General features: G+C 52.2%; 10 protein-coding genes. 8 read left to right on the forward strand and 2 right to left on the reverse strand.

Annotated elements, in window-relative coordinates:
- Window positions 1–36: 36 nt before the first annotated feature.
- Window positions 37–1,263: a TRC40/GET3/ArsA family transport-energizing ATPase gene (locus AC56AD_RS12970; protein ID WP_012509209.1), complete on the reverse strand. Its 1,227-nt coding sequence runs from the start codon at window positions 1,261–1,263 to the stop codon at window positions 37–39.
- A gap of 216 nt (window positions 1,264–1,479) precedes the next feature.
- Here AC56AD_RS12970 and AC56AD_RS12975 point away from each other — a divergent pair, with 216 nt between their 5' ends.
- The 3 genes from AC56AD_RS12975 to holA all read left to right on the forward strand — a co-directional run bounded on the left by AC56AD_RS12975 (window position 1,480) and on the right by holA (window position 4,029).
- Window positions 1,480–2,286, forward strand: a complete 807-nt coding sequence (locus tag AC56AD_RS12975) for a dihydroorotate dehydrogenase electron transfer subunit (RefSeq protein ID WP_481859616.1) — start codon at window positions 1,480–1,482, stop codon at window positions 2,284–2,286.
- A gap of 75 nt (window positions 2,287–2,361) precedes the next feature.
- A complete protein-coding gene (locus AC56AD_RS12980) occupies window positions 2,362–2,838 on the forward strand; it encodes a single-stranded DNA-binding protein (RefSeq protein ID WP_012509211.1) in 477 nt (158 codons plus the stop codon).
- A gap of 150 nt (window positions 2,839–2,988) precedes the next feature.
- Window positions 2,989–4,029: a DNA polymerase III subunit delta gene (gene holA / locus AC56AD_RS12985; protein ID WP_012509212.1), complete on the forward strand. Its 1,041-nt coding sequence runs from the start codon at window positions 2,989–2,991 to the stop codon at window positions 4,027–4,029.
- A gap of 14 nt (window positions 4,030–4,043) precedes the next feature.
- Here the strand turns inward: holA and AC56AD_RS12990 are convergent, their stop codons facing one another.
- Window positions 4,044–5,036 (reverse strand): NAD-dependent epimerase/dehydratase family protein, encoded by a 993-nt coding sequence (locus AC56AD_RS12990; RefSeq protein ID WP_041526901.1) that lies wholly within the window; start codon window positions 5,034–5,036, stop codon window positions 4,044–4,046.
- Window positions 5,037–5,273: 237 nt separating this feature from the next.
- Here AC56AD_RS12990 and AC56AD_RS12995 point away from each other — a divergent pair, with 237 nt between their 5' ends.
- The 5 genes from AC56AD_RS12995 to AC56AD_RS13015 all read left to right on the forward strand — a co-directional run bounded on the left by AC56AD_RS12995 (window position 5,274) and on the right by AC56AD_RS13015 (window position 17,833).
- Window positions 5,274–6,476 carry an aminotransferase class I/II-fold pyridoxal phosphate-dependent enzyme gene (locus tag AC56AD_RS12995; protein WP_012509214.1) on the forward strand — a complete coding sequence of 401 codons (1,203 nt, stop codon included), beginning with the start codon at window positions 5,274–5,276 and terminating at the stop codon, window positions 6,474–6,476.
- A 322-nt stretch (window positions 6,477–6,798) separates the two neighbouring features.
- Window positions 6,799–9,309, forward strand: a complete 2,511-nt coding sequence (locus tag AC56AD_RS13000; RefSeq protein WP_012509215.1) for a TonB-dependent receptor — start codon at window positions 6,799–6,801, stop codon at window positions 9,307–9,309.
- 152 nt (window positions 9,310–9,461) lie between these two features.
- Window positions 9,462–13,265, forward strand: a complete 3,804-nt coding sequence (gene bchH / locus AC56AD_RS13005) for a magnesium chelatase subunit H (RefSeq protein WP_012509216.1) — start codon at window positions 9,462–9,464, stop codon at window positions 13,263–13,265.
- A 195-nt stretch (window positions 13,266–13,460) separates the two neighbouring features.
- Window positions 13,461–13,868 carry a hypothetical protein gene (locus tag AC56AD_RS13010; protein ID WP_012509217.1) on the forward strand — a complete coding sequence of 136 codons (408 nt, stop codon included), beginning with the start codon at window positions 13,461–13,463 and terminating at the stop codon, window positions 13,866–13,868.
- Window positions 13,869–14,002: 134 nt separating this feature from the next.
- Window positions 14,003–17,833, forward strand: a complete 3,831-nt coding sequence (locus AC56AD_RS13015; RefSeq protein WP_012509218.1) for a magnesium chelatase subunit H — start codon at window positions 14,003–14,005, stop codon at window positions 17,831–17,833.
- The last annotated feature ends 54 nt before the right edge of the window (window positions 17,834–17,887 follow it).

Raw genomic sequence — 17,887 nt, forward strand, 5'->3', positions numbered from 1 at the left:
ATATCGATCTAAACAAGTGTTCCCCATGAAGCATCTCTATCCCCTGTCATAAGCTTTCTGTTCTTTTTGCAGGCGGCTCTGCTCGTGACGATCAAGATCAAAGGGTATATGAAGCCATTTGTCCTTAAATACCGCATCGCCCGGTTCAAGCCCGGTCAGGCTGATCGGAAGGGTGATGATTTTACGCTGGTTGCCGATCTGTACAAACAACTCGTCGCCTGTTACCCATACATCAATATCGACAGGGTTGGCGAACATCAGCTTCAACTGTACCTCATAGACATTGCCGTTACGGACAAATTTGATCGGTGGTTCGTCATACATCATATCAGACGGATCGCTGTCGCCGTACATATCTTTGGCAAACATCTCCAGGGACTTCAGACCGACAATTTCCTGCTCGTACATCCTCAGTTTTTTCACCGGAAGGGGAGAAAAGCCCTCTTCAATCTCTCCGAGGTACTTCTGTTGAATCGCTTTCCAGTTCTCCAGATATCCACTGTCCTCTTTGGTATCAAGTAACCTGTTGACAAGAACCATATCCACCTTGAAACCGTAAAGATTCAGATAGGTCAAGGCACGCATGGTCTCCTTGATCGACATCTTCTCCGCATTCATAACAAGGCGTACCGTCGATTTTTTATTATTCGTAAGAATTTCACGAATGTCTTCAAGCTCATCAAAAACCTGATCAACCGACTCAATGGCATCTGCCGGAGGCACAAAAAAAGCAATTTTATCCGACATCCTTGAAAGAGGCTTGCTGAGCGGCTTGATAAGATACTTGTTAACATTCTTCACCGCCTTCATGCCCCAGGCAAGCGTATCGGGAAGAGAGAGGAGGCGCAGGGTTTCACCCGTCGGGGCGGTATCAAGCACCAGCACATCATAGAGACCGGAGGCTTTGTAGCGCTTGATTCTCAAAAGAGAGAACAGCTCTTCCATGCCGGGAAGAATGGTCATTTCATCAGCCATAACACCTGAAACGCCCTGAGCCATGAAAATCTTGGAGTAGTATTTCTGTACAGACTGCCAATTCTGCTTCAGGTCAACATAAGGATTCACCTCAATGGCATGAAGATTCTCCTTTATCTTTGTCGGTTCAGCGCCAAGAGGCAGGTTAAAGGAATCCGAAAGACTATGTGCGGGGTCGGTTGAAAGAACAAGGGTACGATAGCCCAGTTGCGACAAACGGACAGCCGTAGCCGCAGAAACGCTGGTTTTCCCTACCCCGCCTTTACCTGTAAAAGTTAAAATACGCATAAACCAGACATTGGATGTTATGACCACTGAGGAAAAATCAGAAAAAGTCAAAGATATAACTCTGAGCTGACTCTACAAAAGAATCTAACATACACACTTCAGCCAAGGTTTAAAATTTTAAACTTTTTAAACTCGATCGAACAACTTGCAAATGAACGTTCAGCTCACTTAATTGGAGTTCTCAAGTAACAAGATATTACCATCTCCTATCCCTTGATGAGCATCGTCATGCCCGAAACAAACTCCATCACTGATACACGTGCAACCGTAGTCGAGACCCGCCGCATCAGTCACGATGTCACGGTCATCACTCTTGATTGTCCGGCAATTGCCGCATCCGCAAAGCCCGGAAATTTTGTCAACATCAAGGTCAGCGACACAACGCTGCCATTGCTCAGACGGCCATTTTCGATACACAACGTGCGAGGAGGACTCATCGACATCATGGTTAAAGCCGCAGGGCGCGGCAGTGCACTTTTTTGCGACAGTACAAAAGGCTCAACCATGATGGTTCTCGGGCCACTCGGAACCTGTTTCGACATAAGTGGGAATAAATTCAATACCGCCATTCTTGTTTCAGGAGGCATCGGCACCGCTCCCATGCTCTTTCTTGAAAAAGAACTGAAAGCTAAGGGCATAAAGGTGATTAACCTGATTGGTGGCCGAACAAAAGAGGAGTTACTCGCCCAAGAACTTTCAAACTGTCGGCTTGCAACAGATGACGGTTCAGCAGGATTCCGGGGAACTGTAGTCGAACTGCTCCGTGAAGAGTTACCCGCACTCAAACAGGATGGCGCTCTCAAGGTTTTCTCATGCGGACCAAATCCAATGCTGAAAGCAGTTGCCGCATTCTGCCGCGAGCAGAGTCTGAGATGTGATATCTCACTTGAATCGGTTATGGGCTGCGGTATAGGGATCTGTTACGGCTGCAGCGTCGAAGTCAAAAAACCCGATGGGGGACTCCGCACCATCCTGCTCTGTCAGGAGGGCCCTGTCATTGATGCCGAACTGCTTGCGGTATAAAAAAGATAATTTTATCTTTACAAGAGCTCTGAACGGTATTCCCGAAAGCTTTTTTTCAACAAACTACCAACTACCATGGCAAAAGGACTTAACAAAGTAATGCTGATCGGCCACCTCGGCAACGATCCCGAAATGAAAGTCACTACCTCCGGCCAGTCGAGGGTTACTTTTACTCTGGCAACCAATGAAAACTTCAAAGACAACAACGGCAATCTGCAGGAGAGAACAGAATGGCACCGGATCGTCGTTTGGGCCAAACTTGCTGAAATATGCAGTCAATACCTGAAAAAGGGACGACAAGTTTACGTCGAAGGGCGTCTGCAGACCAGAAGCTGGGACGATCCCAAAAACGGCGAAAAAAGATATACAACCGAGATTGTCTGTTCCGACATGCAGATGCTCGGCGGAGCGCGGGAACAGGGAGGCGGAACGAGCTCTGAAAGCAGCTCCCAGGGTTACGAGCGCCAGCAAAGCCCTCATGACTATCCATCGCCACCAACCCACCCGTCAGTACCCATGCTTGAAAATGACAAGGATGACCTGCCATTCTGAAGCGTTTTAAGTTGTCAGTTTTCAGTTTTCAGTTGTCAGCAATTACTGATAACTGAGGACTGATTACTGATAACTGACAACTGACAACTGATTACTGATGACCACCAAAAGCGCTCCTGCGGCTCACCCGATAACACGTTACTATCAACGATGGATGCACTGAAAAAAAATATTCTTGCCGGAAACATTGCACCGGTTTACCTCTTTTATGGCACCGAAAGCTATCTCAAGGAAGAGTTTGCCGACCTTATCAAAACGGCTGTTTTTCCATCCGAAAGCGATGCGGCCTGCAATACCCATATCCTTTACGCTCCCGACCTCACACCAGGTGAACTGATATCAAAAGCCTCGGAATACCCGATGTTCACCCCAAAACAACTGATCATTGTCCGGCAGTTTGAAAAAATCAAGAAGCCCCCGACCAGAGAGTTGCAGAAACAACACGAAGAAAAATTCAGCCGTTACCTGACCAATCCGGCTGAGTTTACCGTCCTGATACTCGATGCTGGCCAGATTGAGAAAAAAGAGATTGAAAAACCACCTTTCAGCACGCTGAAAAAATACCGCCACGACTTCCCGGCCATCAAAACTCCGGAACTCTTCGCTTCCAACAGAGCCAAAGCTTCCGGATGGAGCTTTGAGCCCGATGCCCTCAAAGCCTTTACCGCCTATATTGAGCCATCAGCGCGGGAAATATGCCACGAAATTGAAAAAATCATCCTGTACGCCTCTGCCAGGGGAGCTGAAAAACGGATCACAGCATCCGACGTCCTCGACAGTGTCGGCGTATCACGCACCTACAACGTCTTTGAACTTGAAAAAGCCCTGGCAGAACGAAGTCTGAGGCTCTGCAGCGGCATATCGCTCATGATCATGGAGCAGGAAGGACAGAAAGAGGGGCTCGGTAACATCGTCCGTTTTCTTGCCACCTTTTATATCCGCCTCTGGAAGCTCTCGCTTCCGGAGGTACGGCAACTTCCCCAGGCAGAAATCGCAAAAATCCTCGGCATGTTTGGCAAACAGGAGTACTTCGTCAAAAACTACCTTGCCTACACCCGCTCATTTTCACTTCAGGATACCGAGCGAGCCATCACCGCCCTCAAAGAGACCGATGCCGCACTCAAAGGGCTGCTCCCCTACCCCGACGAAAAATACCTGCTCCTGCGGCTCATGCAAAAACTGCTCGGATAAATTGAGCCCCGCCATCACAACCACCCCTTGCGGCGATACCAGGAGATCGTTTTTGCAATACCTTCGCCGAGGGTTGTGCTGGCTGTAAAACCAAGATCCATTTCAGCCTGAGCGGAGGAACAGACCCAGTAATCCTGCACCAGTTCATAAGCCTTGTCACGATTGATGAGCGCAACCTTTCCACGTAAAGAGCCCACCGCACCCATGAACGCGCCAAGCAGAAAGAGGAGTGGCTGCGGCAACGAAAAGCGGTAGATCTTCCGAAAACCAAGCGCCGGTTGCACGGCAGCAATAAACTCATCCCACGAGTACGAACGGGATGACGTGATATAATAAATAGCTCCCACAGCCCGTTCCGAACGAGCCGCCATCATCAGGCCACAAACAAGATCATCAACATAAACAAGACTGAAACGCTGCCTTGCCACATTTCCCGCCGACACCAGTACCCCTTTGGAGAGCATCTGAAACACCTGCAGAACATCACGGTCACCCGGCCCGTAGACCGCAGGAGGGCGTACGATGGTAATCGGAATATCCCCCGCACTTTCCAGGCAGAGCCTCTCCGCCCGCAGCTTGCTGCGCCCATATGCACTAACCGGAGAGGGGAGGTCACACTCCTTCATACCACATATCCCTTCTGAAGCCGGACCGGCAACCGCAAGAGTCGAGACCAGGAGAAAACGCTTCAGACCGGGGTTATGCTCCCTCACCGCCGCAAGCAGATTCTCTACCGGCAACACATTACCCGCATCATAACCCGCCTCGTCAAGAGCCTTCGTCACCCCGGCAAGATGGACAATCCGGTCAACACCCCGAACCGCACGCCCAAGAGCCTCCATGTCGCCAAAACTGCCCCGTACAACCTCTACCCCATCAGGCAAAGCACTCTCATTACTCTCAGGGCGAAGATAGACCCTCACCCTCTCATCCTCTGCGGCAAGATAGCGCAACAATCGAGCGCCAATAAAACCGGTTGAACCCGTCACCAATACTGTTTCACCCATATCCCCCATAACTCCATTTATTCAACAACATACTCTGCTTTTCATCCTGAAGAGTCTGCTGCAGCAAAAAAACCAGCCACTGTTTTAACAAAAAACTAAAATTTTTGATACATTTCGGTTTCTGAGCAAAATCCGCTTACTTGAAAACCGGTCACCCTCGAAGGAAAGAGAAGAGATGACCGTAAAAACAAGAAATCCCGGCTTTTTCTGTTATAGCCGAAGTAAAATTGCATTCCTGTGGATAAAACGAAAGACTTGTTTAAAAAGTGCATTGAATATACCATTGCCGACGAGGTAAAGGCGCAAGGCGTCTATCCCTTTTTTCACCCGATAGACGAAAATGAGGGCCCTGTTGTCTCCTTTGGAGGGCGAAAGCTTGTCATGGCTGGCTCAAACAACTATCTTGGCCTCACCGCCGACCCAAGGGTAAAGGCAGCTTCGATCAACGCCATCAACAAGTACGGCACCAGTTGCAGCGGATCACGCTACATGACCGGCACGGTAAACCTGCACGTCGAGCTAGAAGAGAAGCTGGCTGACTTTTTTGAAAAAGAGCGCTGTCTGCTCTTCAGTACCGGCTATCAAACCGGTCAGGGCATCATCCCGACACTGGTCCAGCGCGGTGAATACATTGTCTCCGACCGCGACAACCATGCGAGCCTTGTTGCTGCCTCCATCATGGCACAGGGAGCAGGAGCAAACCTGGTACGTTACAACCACAACAACATGGAAGATCTGGAGCGGGTACTCCAGACCATTCCGGAAACTGCAGGCCGCCTTATTGTCTCTGATGGTGTTTTTTCGGTATCCGGAGAGATCGTCGATCTTCCAAACCTGGTAAAACTGGCAAAAAAATATAACGCCCGCATTCTCATTGACGACGCCCACGCAGTCGGTGTAATCGGTAAAAATGGAAAAGGAACCCCCTCAGAATTTAACCTTGTCAATGAGGTCGATCTGATCATGGGAACCTTCTCGAAAACCTTTGGTTCGCTCGGAGGCTACGTTGTTGGCGATCGCAGTGTCATCAACTACATCAAGCACAACGCCTCATCACTGATTTTCAGCGCTTCACCCACCCCCGCAAGTGTAGCTGCAGTTCTCGCCACCCTTGAGATTATCCAAACTGAACCGGAACTCATGGAACGGCTCATCACCAATACCGATTACGTCCGCCAGGCACTGATCAAAGCTGGATTTACCCTGATGCCATCACGCACAGCCATTGTTACCGTACTGATCAGCGACCAGATAAAAACCCTTCTCTTCTGGAAAAAGCTCTTTGATGCAGGTGTATACGTTAACGCCTTCATCCGCCCGGGCGTCATGCCTGGGCACGAAGCGCTCCGTACCAGTTTCATGGCAACCCACCAGCAGGCCCATCTCGACAAAGTGATCACCGAATTCTGCACCATAGGTAAAGAGCTTGGCGTTATCTGACCGATAAAGCCGAATCACACAATAAATAAGGCGCACCATCTCAAACTCCCCGGCAACCACCGGGGAGTTGTCATTTAACACACTATTACGCCATCACATCACCAATCAAGACCCATTGCAGCAATATGTTGCATTATTGCATTTTTTTTAATAACTTCGATGTGACGCGTTATGTATATGCTGATGAGGAGAAGCCTTTTTACTCCCATCATGTTTTGATTGCTGAGGCTGAGTGATGATGATTATGAACTTCTGAACAAGATAAAAAAGTTTCTAACCCTGTTTTTTTGTCCGTATCATTATAACCACACAACACACAACCATGAAAACAAAACATGCGAACATGTATCGCATTTTCCGTTTTGTTCTTTCAGCGTTCTGCCTCATGGCAATGCTGGTACCTCTCCCCTCCTACGGAGCTGATACCGGCACGGTAAAAGGCAGGGTCATCGACAAGGCAGACGGAGAGGGAGTTTATGGCGCGTCAGTCACTATTGCCGGTACCACTATCGGCACGGCAACCGACATGAACGGCAACTTCATCCTTCAGAACGTACCTGCAAAATCACAGAAAATCTCCGTATCCATAGTCGGTTACGCCCCGACGAGCCAGATAGTTACTGTCGGCACCGGCCAGACAGCCAGTATAAGTCTGCAGCTTGGCCAGACCACCGTTATGGCATCGGAAGTCATTGTCGGCGCGGCGCTCTACAAGCAGGACAGGCTTGAAGTTCCGGTGACTGCCAACGTGGTTTCTGCCGAAAAAATCAAACAGGAACCTAACCCGACCCTCGATCAGGTAGTTGAGGACATCCCTGGCGTTGTTGTTACCCGTGCAGGAGGACAAACAACCTCCACCCTGCAGATCCGCGGATCCAACACTTATCAGGGCGGTGCAATCGGCACCCGCGTGCAGGGCTTCTATGACGGGTTCCCGCTCAACAGCCCGGAAACCGGTGAAGTTGTATGGTCTTCGGTCAACATGAACGCAGCCGACAAGGTCGAGGTGCTCAAAGGTTCAGCAGCAACCCTCTACGGATCGGGCGCCATGGGCGGCGTGGTTAACGTGTTCGGCCACCTTCCGGAAACCCTTGAAGTGAAAGCCGGATCAAGCGCAGGCTTTTACGATGCGCCTCCTTCCGGTGACAAGAGCGTTTACCGCGACGGCTACACCCCGTGGTTCTGGAACAGCTATTTAGGCATCGGCAACAAGAGCGGCAAGCTCAGCTACAGCCTCCTCTACTCGCACAGCGAGGACGACGGTTACCGCCAGAATGCACAGACCCTGCTGAACGACGTCAAGCTGAAAGCGCGCTACGACATCGATGCAAAACAGTACCTGCAGCTCAGCGCCTTTTATAACGAAACGGAGGGCGGCTACGCATACACATGGCCTTATGACGCGACAGTTGCAACCGGAACATTCATCCCTCACCCTGAACTTGCCTACGATGTTTATGTGAACGCCCGATTCCCTGCAGCAGGGCCTTACACGAAATACGATGTCTATACAGACGATCTCATCAAGCGGAAGAACGCTCTGGCGGGCCTGAACTACGTAAACTTGCTGAGCGACAACCTCACCCTTGACACTCGGCTCTACTACACTCGCAACGCAACCACTTACGAGTATAACAATACGCCGGCAAATCAGATGTATGCAACCGGCGCCACCCGCTATCCGGGTGAATTCAATGAAACCAGCTCGAACCGGTACGGAGCAGGTGCAAAACTTGACTGGAGAGTAAGCGACAGCCATCGCCTTCTTTTCGGTCTTGACGGCAACATTATTGACGTTCAGTCAACGCAGTACACAGGGGAAATTCCCTCGGCACACCCTTTAAGCAATAGTGACCTCAACGATATACAGGAAAAAAACTTTGCCGCATTCGTGCAGGACGAGTGGAAACTCACTGACAAGCTGACTGCCCTGCTCTCCCTGCGGTATGACTGGAGCGGTATCGATGCTGATGAGGTTACGTATGTTGACTACACAACTCCTGCTCCAGGTTTTCCTCCATCATATCCGAATACGCCAACTGAATCAATTGAAAACCCGTCGGTCGATGCCATCAGCCCTCGTATCGCGCTCAACTACAAGGCCACGGACGACATGAGCTTCCGCGCATCGTGGGGTACAAGCTTCCGCGCACCGACGCTTGCAGAACGGTTTGTCCGAGATGCCGGAATCCTTAAAGGCGTACCGAACCCGGCGCTCGACAAGGAGACCATGACCGCCTACGAGATCGGCGTCTACAAGCAGTTCGGCGACAAGGTCTCGCTCGACGTGGCCGCATTCCTCAACGATTACGACAACCTGATCGAATCGGTCAAGCTGCAGGGGACAACATTCGAATTCCAGAACATCACGAAGGCCCGTATCTGGGGCATCGAGACCAACCTGAACATCCGCCCGAATCCTTCGTGGAACGTCAATCTGGCTTACACCTACATGAACGCCAAAAACACCGACTACAAGCCAAGCACCCCTGCGGTTGCCATCGACTCCAATCCCGATCCGGAATGGCTGCCCATGCGGCCGGAACATACCGCATCAGTTGGCGTAACATGGAAACCCGTCAACAGGCTCGCACTGAACCTGAACGGACGCTATGTCGGCGAGTACAAGGCCGTGAATCTCTATACAAATACCGAAGGCAACAACTACCCCGGCGACTTTATCGTCTTCAACGCCGGCGCGAAGTACAAAATCACCGACAACATCGGAGCTACATTCCTCTGTAACAACATCGGCAACGTGCAGTATGAAGAAGCCGAATGGTTCCGTGCTCCGGGACGCAGCTTTGTTGCAGGAATGGATTTCACCTTCTAAAGAGATCCGTCAGCACAAGGCCATCTAAACCAGAAGCCAGCCCCTCCTCGCGAGGGGTTGGCTTTTTTAATTCGTTAGCATACATCAAAGGATTTTATTACATTTTGCAATCCTGTTAAAACCACATCAAACGCACATCTTTTTGTAATTCTATGCACGATAAAATCAGAATTGCCGCTATTGTCGGGATGGAGCAATGCAACCAGCGGGTATGGCGCGAGGTGACTGCAAAAATCGCGGCACATGCAGAATTGACCCAATGGACCGATCAGGATCTCGAACATCAGAACCCTGAGGCTGCCGAAGCCATCCGCAATGCCGACTGTATTTTTACCACCCTGATCCAGTTCAAGGGACAGGCAGACTGGCTGCAGGAGCAGATCGAACAATCGAAGGTGAAGACTATCTTTGCCTATGAGTCGATGCCGGAAGTCATGCAGATGACCAAAATAGGCAATTACGTGGTCTCGGGAGATGGCAGCGGCATGCCCGATATTGTCAAGAAAGTTGCAAAAATGCTGGTGAAAGGGCGCGACGAGGATGCGCTCTACGGCTACATGAAGCTGCTGAAAATCATGCGCACCATGTTGCCGCTGATCCCCAAAAAGGCAAAGGACTTCAAGAACTGGATGCAGGTCTACACCTACTGGATGAACCCGACCACCGACAATCTGGCATCGATGTTCAACTACATCATAGCCGAATACTTCGAAGTTGAGGTCAAAGTCGAGAAGGTGCAGGAGGTGCCAACCATGGGCTTCTACCACCCGGATGCTCCGGAATACCAGAAAGATCTGCACCATTACGAAAAATGGCTCCACAAACGCAATAAAAATTCAGCAAAACAGCGTAACATCGGGATGCTCTTTTTCCGCAAACACCTGCTGCAGGAAAAAGAGTATATCGACAATGCCATCCGGGCCATCGAAGCCAAGGGTCTCAACCCCCTGCCGGTCTTTGTAATGGGTGTTGAAGGCCACGTTGCCGCCAGAGAGTGGTTTACACACAACAACATCGACATGCTCGTCAACATGATGGGCTTCGGTTTTGTGGGCGGCCCTGCAGGAGCAACCACACCAGGCGCATCATCAGCCGCACGTGACGAGATTCTGGGGAAAATCAACGCCCCCTACGTTGTCTCCCAGCCGCTCTTTATCCAGGATTTCGCATCATGGAAATCGCAAGGTGTTATCCCGCTTCAGTCAGCCATGACCTACTCGCTGCCTGAAATGGACGGCGCCGTCTGCCCGGTTGTACTCGGAGCCATCAAGGATGGGCGACTGCAAACCGTTCCGGATCGCCTTGAAAGGCTGGCCGGTTTTGCCAAAAAATTTTCCGACCTTCGCCAGGTACCCAACCGCGATAAAAAAGTTGCCCTCGTCGTCTACGACTATCCTCCAGGCATGGGCAAAAAAGCCAGCGCCGCCCTGCTTGATGTACCAAAAAGCATTTACAACATCATCACAACGCTACGCTCCGAAGGGTATGATGTCGGCGAACTGCCGGAATCACCTGAAGCGCTGCTGGCCATGCTCGACAAGGCAACCGATTACGAAATCCAGGCACATGAACAGGAGTGCTTTGCCATTGACCGTGAAGTGTTCAACAGCATCACCAGCTCAAGAGAGCGCGAGCGCATTGAAGGACGCTGGAGCGGCTTCCCGGGCGACATTGCGCCAATCAAGCCCGACAAGCTCTTTATCGGCGGCATCACCCTCGGCAATATCTTTATCGGCGTTCAGCCGCGCCTTGGCATACAGGGTGACCCCATGCGCCTCCTCTTCGACAAAGAGAACACACCGCACCATCAGTACATCGCCTTCTACCGCTGGATCAGCCGCATCTTCCAGGCAAACGCCCTGGTGCACATCGGCATGCACGGCACGGCAGAATGGATGCCCGGCCTTCAGCTCGGCGTCACCGGCGACTGCTGGTCAGACGCACTGCTCGGTGAAGTGCCCCACTTCTATATCTACCCGATCAACAACCCGAGCGAAGCCAATATTGCCAAACGCCGCGGCTACGCCACCATGATTTCGCACAACATCCCCCCACTCGCACGGGCAGGACTCTACAAAGAGCTTCCAGCCTTCAAGGAGATGCTGAACGACTACCGCGAACGCGGACTTGAAAAGATGGTGGATGTAGAGACCGAAGAGGTTATCATCACCAAAGCAGAGCAGCTCAACCTTACCGATGACTGCCCTCGTGTTGAGGGAGAGAGCTTCCCGGACTATATCAGCCGCCTCTATACCTACATGATGGAGCTTGAAGGACGCCTGATTTCAAACTCGCTGCACGTCTTTGGCGAAACACCGAAACTGGAAACCCAGGTCACCACCATCACCGAGTACCTCAAGGTGCGCGGCAACGAAAAATCACTGCCATCAATCATCATGCAGGCCATCGGTGAAGATAACACCTATGGCGATTATGCCACTCTGGCCACCCGTGCCCGCAAGGGAGAACCACAAGCCCTTAAAACACGGGAAACGGTTGACGAACATACCAGAGCCTTTATCGAAAAGAGTATTTTCGGCCAGACCAATCCGGCAACCGTATTCAGCACCATGACCGGTGGCGGAAAGGCGACAAAGGAGATGGCAGAGGCCATCAACAGCGCACTGCAGGATGGTGTAGCCCTGAAACGCGCACTCGAAGACAACCGCAACGAAATGAAGGGATTCCTTCGTGCCCTTTGCGGCGAGTACATTCCCTCAGGCTCCGGCGGCGATCTGGTGCGTGACGGAGCAGGTATTCTGCCAACCGGACGCAACATTCACGCCATCGACCCCTGGCGCATCCCTTCAGAACTGGCCTTCAAACGCGGCAAACAGATTGCCGACAGCATCCTCAGCCGTCACGTAGAGGAGAACAACGGCCAGTACCCGGAGACCATTGCACAGGTACTCTGGGGTCTCGATACCATCAAGAGCAAAGGTGAAGCCGTTGCCGTCATCATCCACCTCATGGGCGCCGAACCAGCCTACGACGCACAGGGCAAAATCAGCCACTACCGCCTCGTACCGCTTGAAAAACTTGGTCGCCCAAGAATTGATGTCTTGATCCAGATCAGCTCCATCTTCCGCGACACCTTTGGAGTGCTCGTCGATCATCTCGACAAACTGGTCAAGGAGGCTGCAAAAGCCATTGAGCCGCACGAGATGAACCATATCAAAAAGCATGTGGACGCAGCCCTGAAAGAGGGAAAAGATTTCGAAAGCGCCACATCGCGACTCTTCACCCAGGCACCCGGAGCATACGGCTCACAGGTCGAAGAGCTGGTGGAAGATTCAGCATGGGAGTCGGAAGAGGATCTCGACAACATGTTCATCAAACGCACCGGCTTTGCCTATGGCGGCAACCGCTACGGCGACCAGCAGACCGATATCCTCAAAGGGCTCCTCAGCACCGTTGACCGCGTCGTACAGCAGGTCGATTCGGCTGAGTTCGGCATTACCGATATTGATCGCTACTTCTCCTCTTCAGGAGCGCTGCAACTCTCGGCACGACGCCGCAACCCGAAAGGGGACAATGTCAAACTCAACTACGTCGAGACCTTTACAGCCGATGTGAAGATTGACGATGCCGACAAAGCGCTGAAAGTAGAGTTCCGCAGCAAACTGCTCAACCCGAAATGGTTCGAAACCATGCTCGACCAGGGGCACAGCGGAGCCGCTGAAATCAGCAACCGCTTCACCTACATGCTTGGCTGGGACGCCGTCACCAAAGGTGTTGACGACTGGGTTTACAAAGAGGCTGCCGAAACCTATGCCATGGATCCGAAGATGCGTGAGCGACTCATGAAGGTCAATCCGAAGGCCTTCAAAAACATCGTCGGGCGTATGCTCGAAGCAAGCGGACGCGGCATGTGGAGCGCCGACCCCGACATGATCGAAAAACTGCAGGAGATCTATTCAGACCTCGAAGACCGCCTTGAAGGCATCGAGATTTAACGGTTACGACACAGAACGCTTCTTTCAAGAAAAAAGCACGGCTCGCCCCCGTGCTTTTTTCTTGACCCCTGTCGGAAACAGATCCCGCCACACGGGGAAAGAGAGCTGGCAAAAATCTCATCAGAAATACGACAATCCATCTCCCCGGTTTTCTTATTGCCAATCCATTTGGTATATTTCAGCAAAACCATTCAGATGAACCAAAGAAAATGCAACCTGATTCGCTGTGCCTGTCGCTCTCTTGAGGTACTGCTCTTCTTTGTGATTTCTGTCGTTGGTTTTAACCTCTTTGCAAAAACCACCTCCTTCAACACCAAAACCAAGGCCAGGTCACTCTCCGGCAACCCGGTAGCCCCCCGTGAGCTCTCACTCTCCGGGATAGCGCCGCACGGCAACCTGAATCGCCTCTACAGCCTGTTTCCTTCACCAAGGCAGCAACAGCCCGCTGCATCTACCCTTTCCGTTGCTACCCATGCAACTCTCCTGCACCACCAACCTCTCCCTTTATCCTGTTGCAACCGGGAGCAGAACCATCAGCCCATCACCTCCCCACTCTCCACACCCGGTAACCTCTTCCAGCAAAACCCCATCCTGCTGATTTGATACCCCTCTCCTTACCCTGATCAGGAAAGCTTTTGGCGGGAAAGCAGCAGATTCAGCTCCGGCGATTCCGAAATGCCAAAGCGCAATCGGAAACGACTGGCAATCATCACCTATTTATTGAGGGGTTACCATCTATGCATTTTGTGTTCCTTACCATGGAGGCCACCAACAACAGCGCACTGAAAGCCGCTGCGGGTGAGCTGAACAGGAAATATAAGGTCGGACTGGAGGTTTCCGTCTTCAGTCTCGGACTTCATAACAGCAAACAGCTCTGGGAAACGCTGGAACAGACTCTTCCGGTTGCCGATTTCCTCTTCGGTTCAATGCTCTTCAGTGAAGAAATTGTCAGACCACTCGAAAAACTGCTCGACACACTGAGCTGCCCGATCTGCATCATTACCAGCAATCCGGCCCTCGTCACCCGGACACGAGTGGGAAAATTTTCACTCCGCAAGCCAAAAAACGAGGAGCCAAAAGAGAGCAGCATCTTCAAACAATGGGCGTCAAAACTGATGCCAAAGCAGAGCCACGGAGAGAGCCAGCGGCAACTTGCACTGGTCAGAAGTGTCGGCCAGCTGATGAAACACATCCCCGGCAAAGCGCGTGACATACACACCTTCATTGCCGCCCACCAGTTCTGGCTGAACGGTTCACAGGAAAATATGGAGCGCTTCCTCTCCCTTCTCATCGAGCGCTACTCTCCAGGCTGGAAAGGCAAACTGCCCCAGGAAGAGCCCCTTTTCTATCCTGATGCCGCCATCTGCCATCCGGAGGCCTCCGAACCCTTTTTCTCTGCCCGGCAATTTCTTGAATGGCAGCGCAAAAACAGACCAAACCCCGACCAAAAAGCGGTCATCATTCTTGCCATGCGCTCGACCGTGCTGAGCAAAAACATGGCCCATCTGAACGCGCTGGTGCAGGCGTTTGAATCAAAAGGAATCAACAGTTCGATTGCCTACAGCGGCGGTCTCGATTTCCGGCCTGCCCTTGAACGCTTTTTCAACCCCGACACCCCCGGCTCACTCAAGCCATCTCTGCTGATCAACGCCACCGGCTTTTCACTCGTTGGCGGCCCTGCAGAAAACCGGGCTCCCGAAGCGGTCGAAGTGCTCAAACAACTCGATGTTCCCTGTCTGAATCTGATCCCTCTCTCCTTTCAGCCCATTGAACAGTGGCGAGAGAGCAACCTCGGCCTCACACCGCTGCAAACCGCACTGAGTGTGGCCGTAACCGAACTGGACGGCTCCATTGAACCACACATCTATGCCGGCACCGAAAGCGGAAGTGAGCGAACGATAGCGCTTGAAGGTGAGCTGCGTGTCATAACCAGCCGGGTAGAGCGACTCCTCCGGCTCCAGGAGAGAGCGCCTTCCGAAAAGAAAATTGCCATTATCCTCTTCAATTTTCCACCCAACCTCGGCAATGCCGGCACAGCAGCATACCTCAATGTTTTCGAGAGCCTGCACCGACTGCTTGCAGAGATGAAAACAGCAGGTTACCGGGTTGATCTGCCCGAAACAAGCGAGGCACTCCGGGAACGGCTGCTTGAAGGCAACCGCCTCATCTATGGCACCGACGGCAATGTTGAAGCACATCTGCCAGTCGAGGAGTACCGCAAACGCTTCCCTGCCTACGAAGCCATCGAGCCATTCTGGGGCGATGCTCCGGGTGAAATCCTCAATGACCGCACCCGTTTTCATATTCTCGGCTGCTCACTCGGCAACATCTTTATCGGCCAGCAGCCCAGTTTTGGATACGAACGCGACCCGATGCGCCTGCTCATGGCAAAAGATGCCGCGCCAAACCACGCCTTTGCCGCCTTCTACACCTGGATAGAGCAATGCTTCGATGCCGACGCCGTACTCCACTTCGGCACACACGGCGCCCTCGAATTCATGCCCGGCAAACAGGTGGGACTCTCAAGCTCATGCTGGCCAAAACGGTTGATCGGCAGCCTCCCGAACTTTTACTGCTACTGCGTCAATAACCCAAGCGAAGGAACAATCGCCAAACGCCGAGGCTTCGCCACCCTCATCAGCTACCTCTCGCCACCGCTTGAACATGCCGGACTCTACAAAAACCTGCGCAAACTCAAAGAGCTGATAGCCGGATTCCGAAACCTTCCTTCAGAAGAGCTGCTCGAAGAGATCAAAGAACTTGCTGCAGCAACCGAAATTGACGGAAACAGCGAAGAGAGGCCCGCCGAGGAGTATATCGCGAAGCTCAACAACGAGCTCTACATGATTGAGGAGCGCATGATTCCACTCGGACTGCACATCATGGGCCAGGCGCCAACACCCGAAAGCGTCAGCGACCATCTGGCCCTGCTTGCAGCACACCGTCGGCCCGAGCTTGACGGAAAATCCCTGCCCGAGCTGCTCTGCCACCACCTCGGCTACGATTACGAGGAGCTGCTCGATACCCTTGGCAGTGACAGGAAAGCGCAGGAGCGATGGCAGCGGGTATCGGCAATAAACCGTGAAGCCGTCAAACGTTTTACCGGACACTTCGACCCGGAAAAAAGTCCCGGTCTGGCAATCGCAACCCTGCTCGAAGGGAGCCTTGTCGTCAGGATGGCCGCAGCCAACGACTATCTGCATCGAGAAGCAGGCACAAAGGCGACAGAGCTCCATCGTCTCTGGCACTTCCTCAACACCGTCCTCGTCAATCTTGCTGAAAACCATGAACTGCAGGCCGTACTCCACGCCCTTGAAGGAAAGTATACCCCCCCATCGCCAGGCAACGACCTTGTCCGAAACCCCGACATTGTCCCGACAGGCCGAAATATTCACGCTCTTGATCCCTACAGCATCCCCTCATCCTTTGCCCGGCAGGCAGGAAAACTATCGGCTGAAGAGCTGCTGCTGCACTATCGCACCGAGAGTGGAGAGAACCCGGAATCCATAGCCCTCATCCTCTGGGGAACCGATAACCTGAAAAGCGATGGCGAAGGAGTTGCCCAGGCACTCGCCCTCATGGGCGCAAGGGTCAAAAGCGACGAACTGGGCAAAATCGCTGATGTAGAACTGATACCCCTGGCCGAGCTGGGCCGCCCCCGCATTGACGTGGTCATGACCATCAGCGGTATTTTCCGCGACCTCCTCTCCCTGCAAGTCAAACTGCTTGACCGGGCAGCCCGTATGGCCGCTGCGGCGGAGGAACCCGACGAAATGAACTTTATCAAAAAACATGTCCGCCAGGAGATGACCCAGAGAGGCTGCACCCTTGATGAAGCCTCAAACAGAGTCTATTCAAACGCACCCGGAAGTTACGGCGCCAATGTAAACCACCTGGTCGAAAGCAGCACATGGGAAGAGGAGAGCCAGCTTGCCGATGCTTTTGTCAGCCGAAAGAGCTTCGCCGTAACTCCTTCCGGCCAGTGGGAAGAGTGCCCCGAAGCTCTCCGTTCCGCACTGAAGCATGTCACCCTCACCTTCCAGAATATCGACAGTTACGAAATCGGTATTTCTGATATTGATCATTATTATGAGTATCTTGGCGGAGTTTCAAAAACTGTAGAACAGCTCAGCCAGGCAAAACCAAGGGTAATGGTTGGCGATATCGACGGCACAGGAAAAAAACAGCGAATCTGTTCACTCGAAAAGATGGTCTCCCTTGAAGCACGCACCAAACTGCTCAATCCGAAATGGTACGACGCAATGCTTGAACATGGCTATGAAGGAGTGCGGGAGATAGAATCACATCTCAGCAACACCTATGGATGGAGTGCAACAGCATCAGCAGTCAAAAAATGGACCTACGACCAGTTCAATGAAACCTTCCTGCAAGACAAGGCCATGCTTGAACGGCTTCGGGAACTCAACCCCCACGCAACCATCTCCATGACAAAACGATTGCTCGAAGCACACTCCCGAGGATTCTGGGAAGCCGATACCGCCACCATTGAAGAGCTGCAGGAGCTCTACGCCGATCTTGAAACAAGAATTGAAGGGGTGCAGCAGTAAGCGCCCGGCTTGAAGATATTTTTTACACAGTCAACCACGCAACCGTCAAACCAG

This window comes from Pelodictyon clathratiforme (assembly GCF_982375515.1).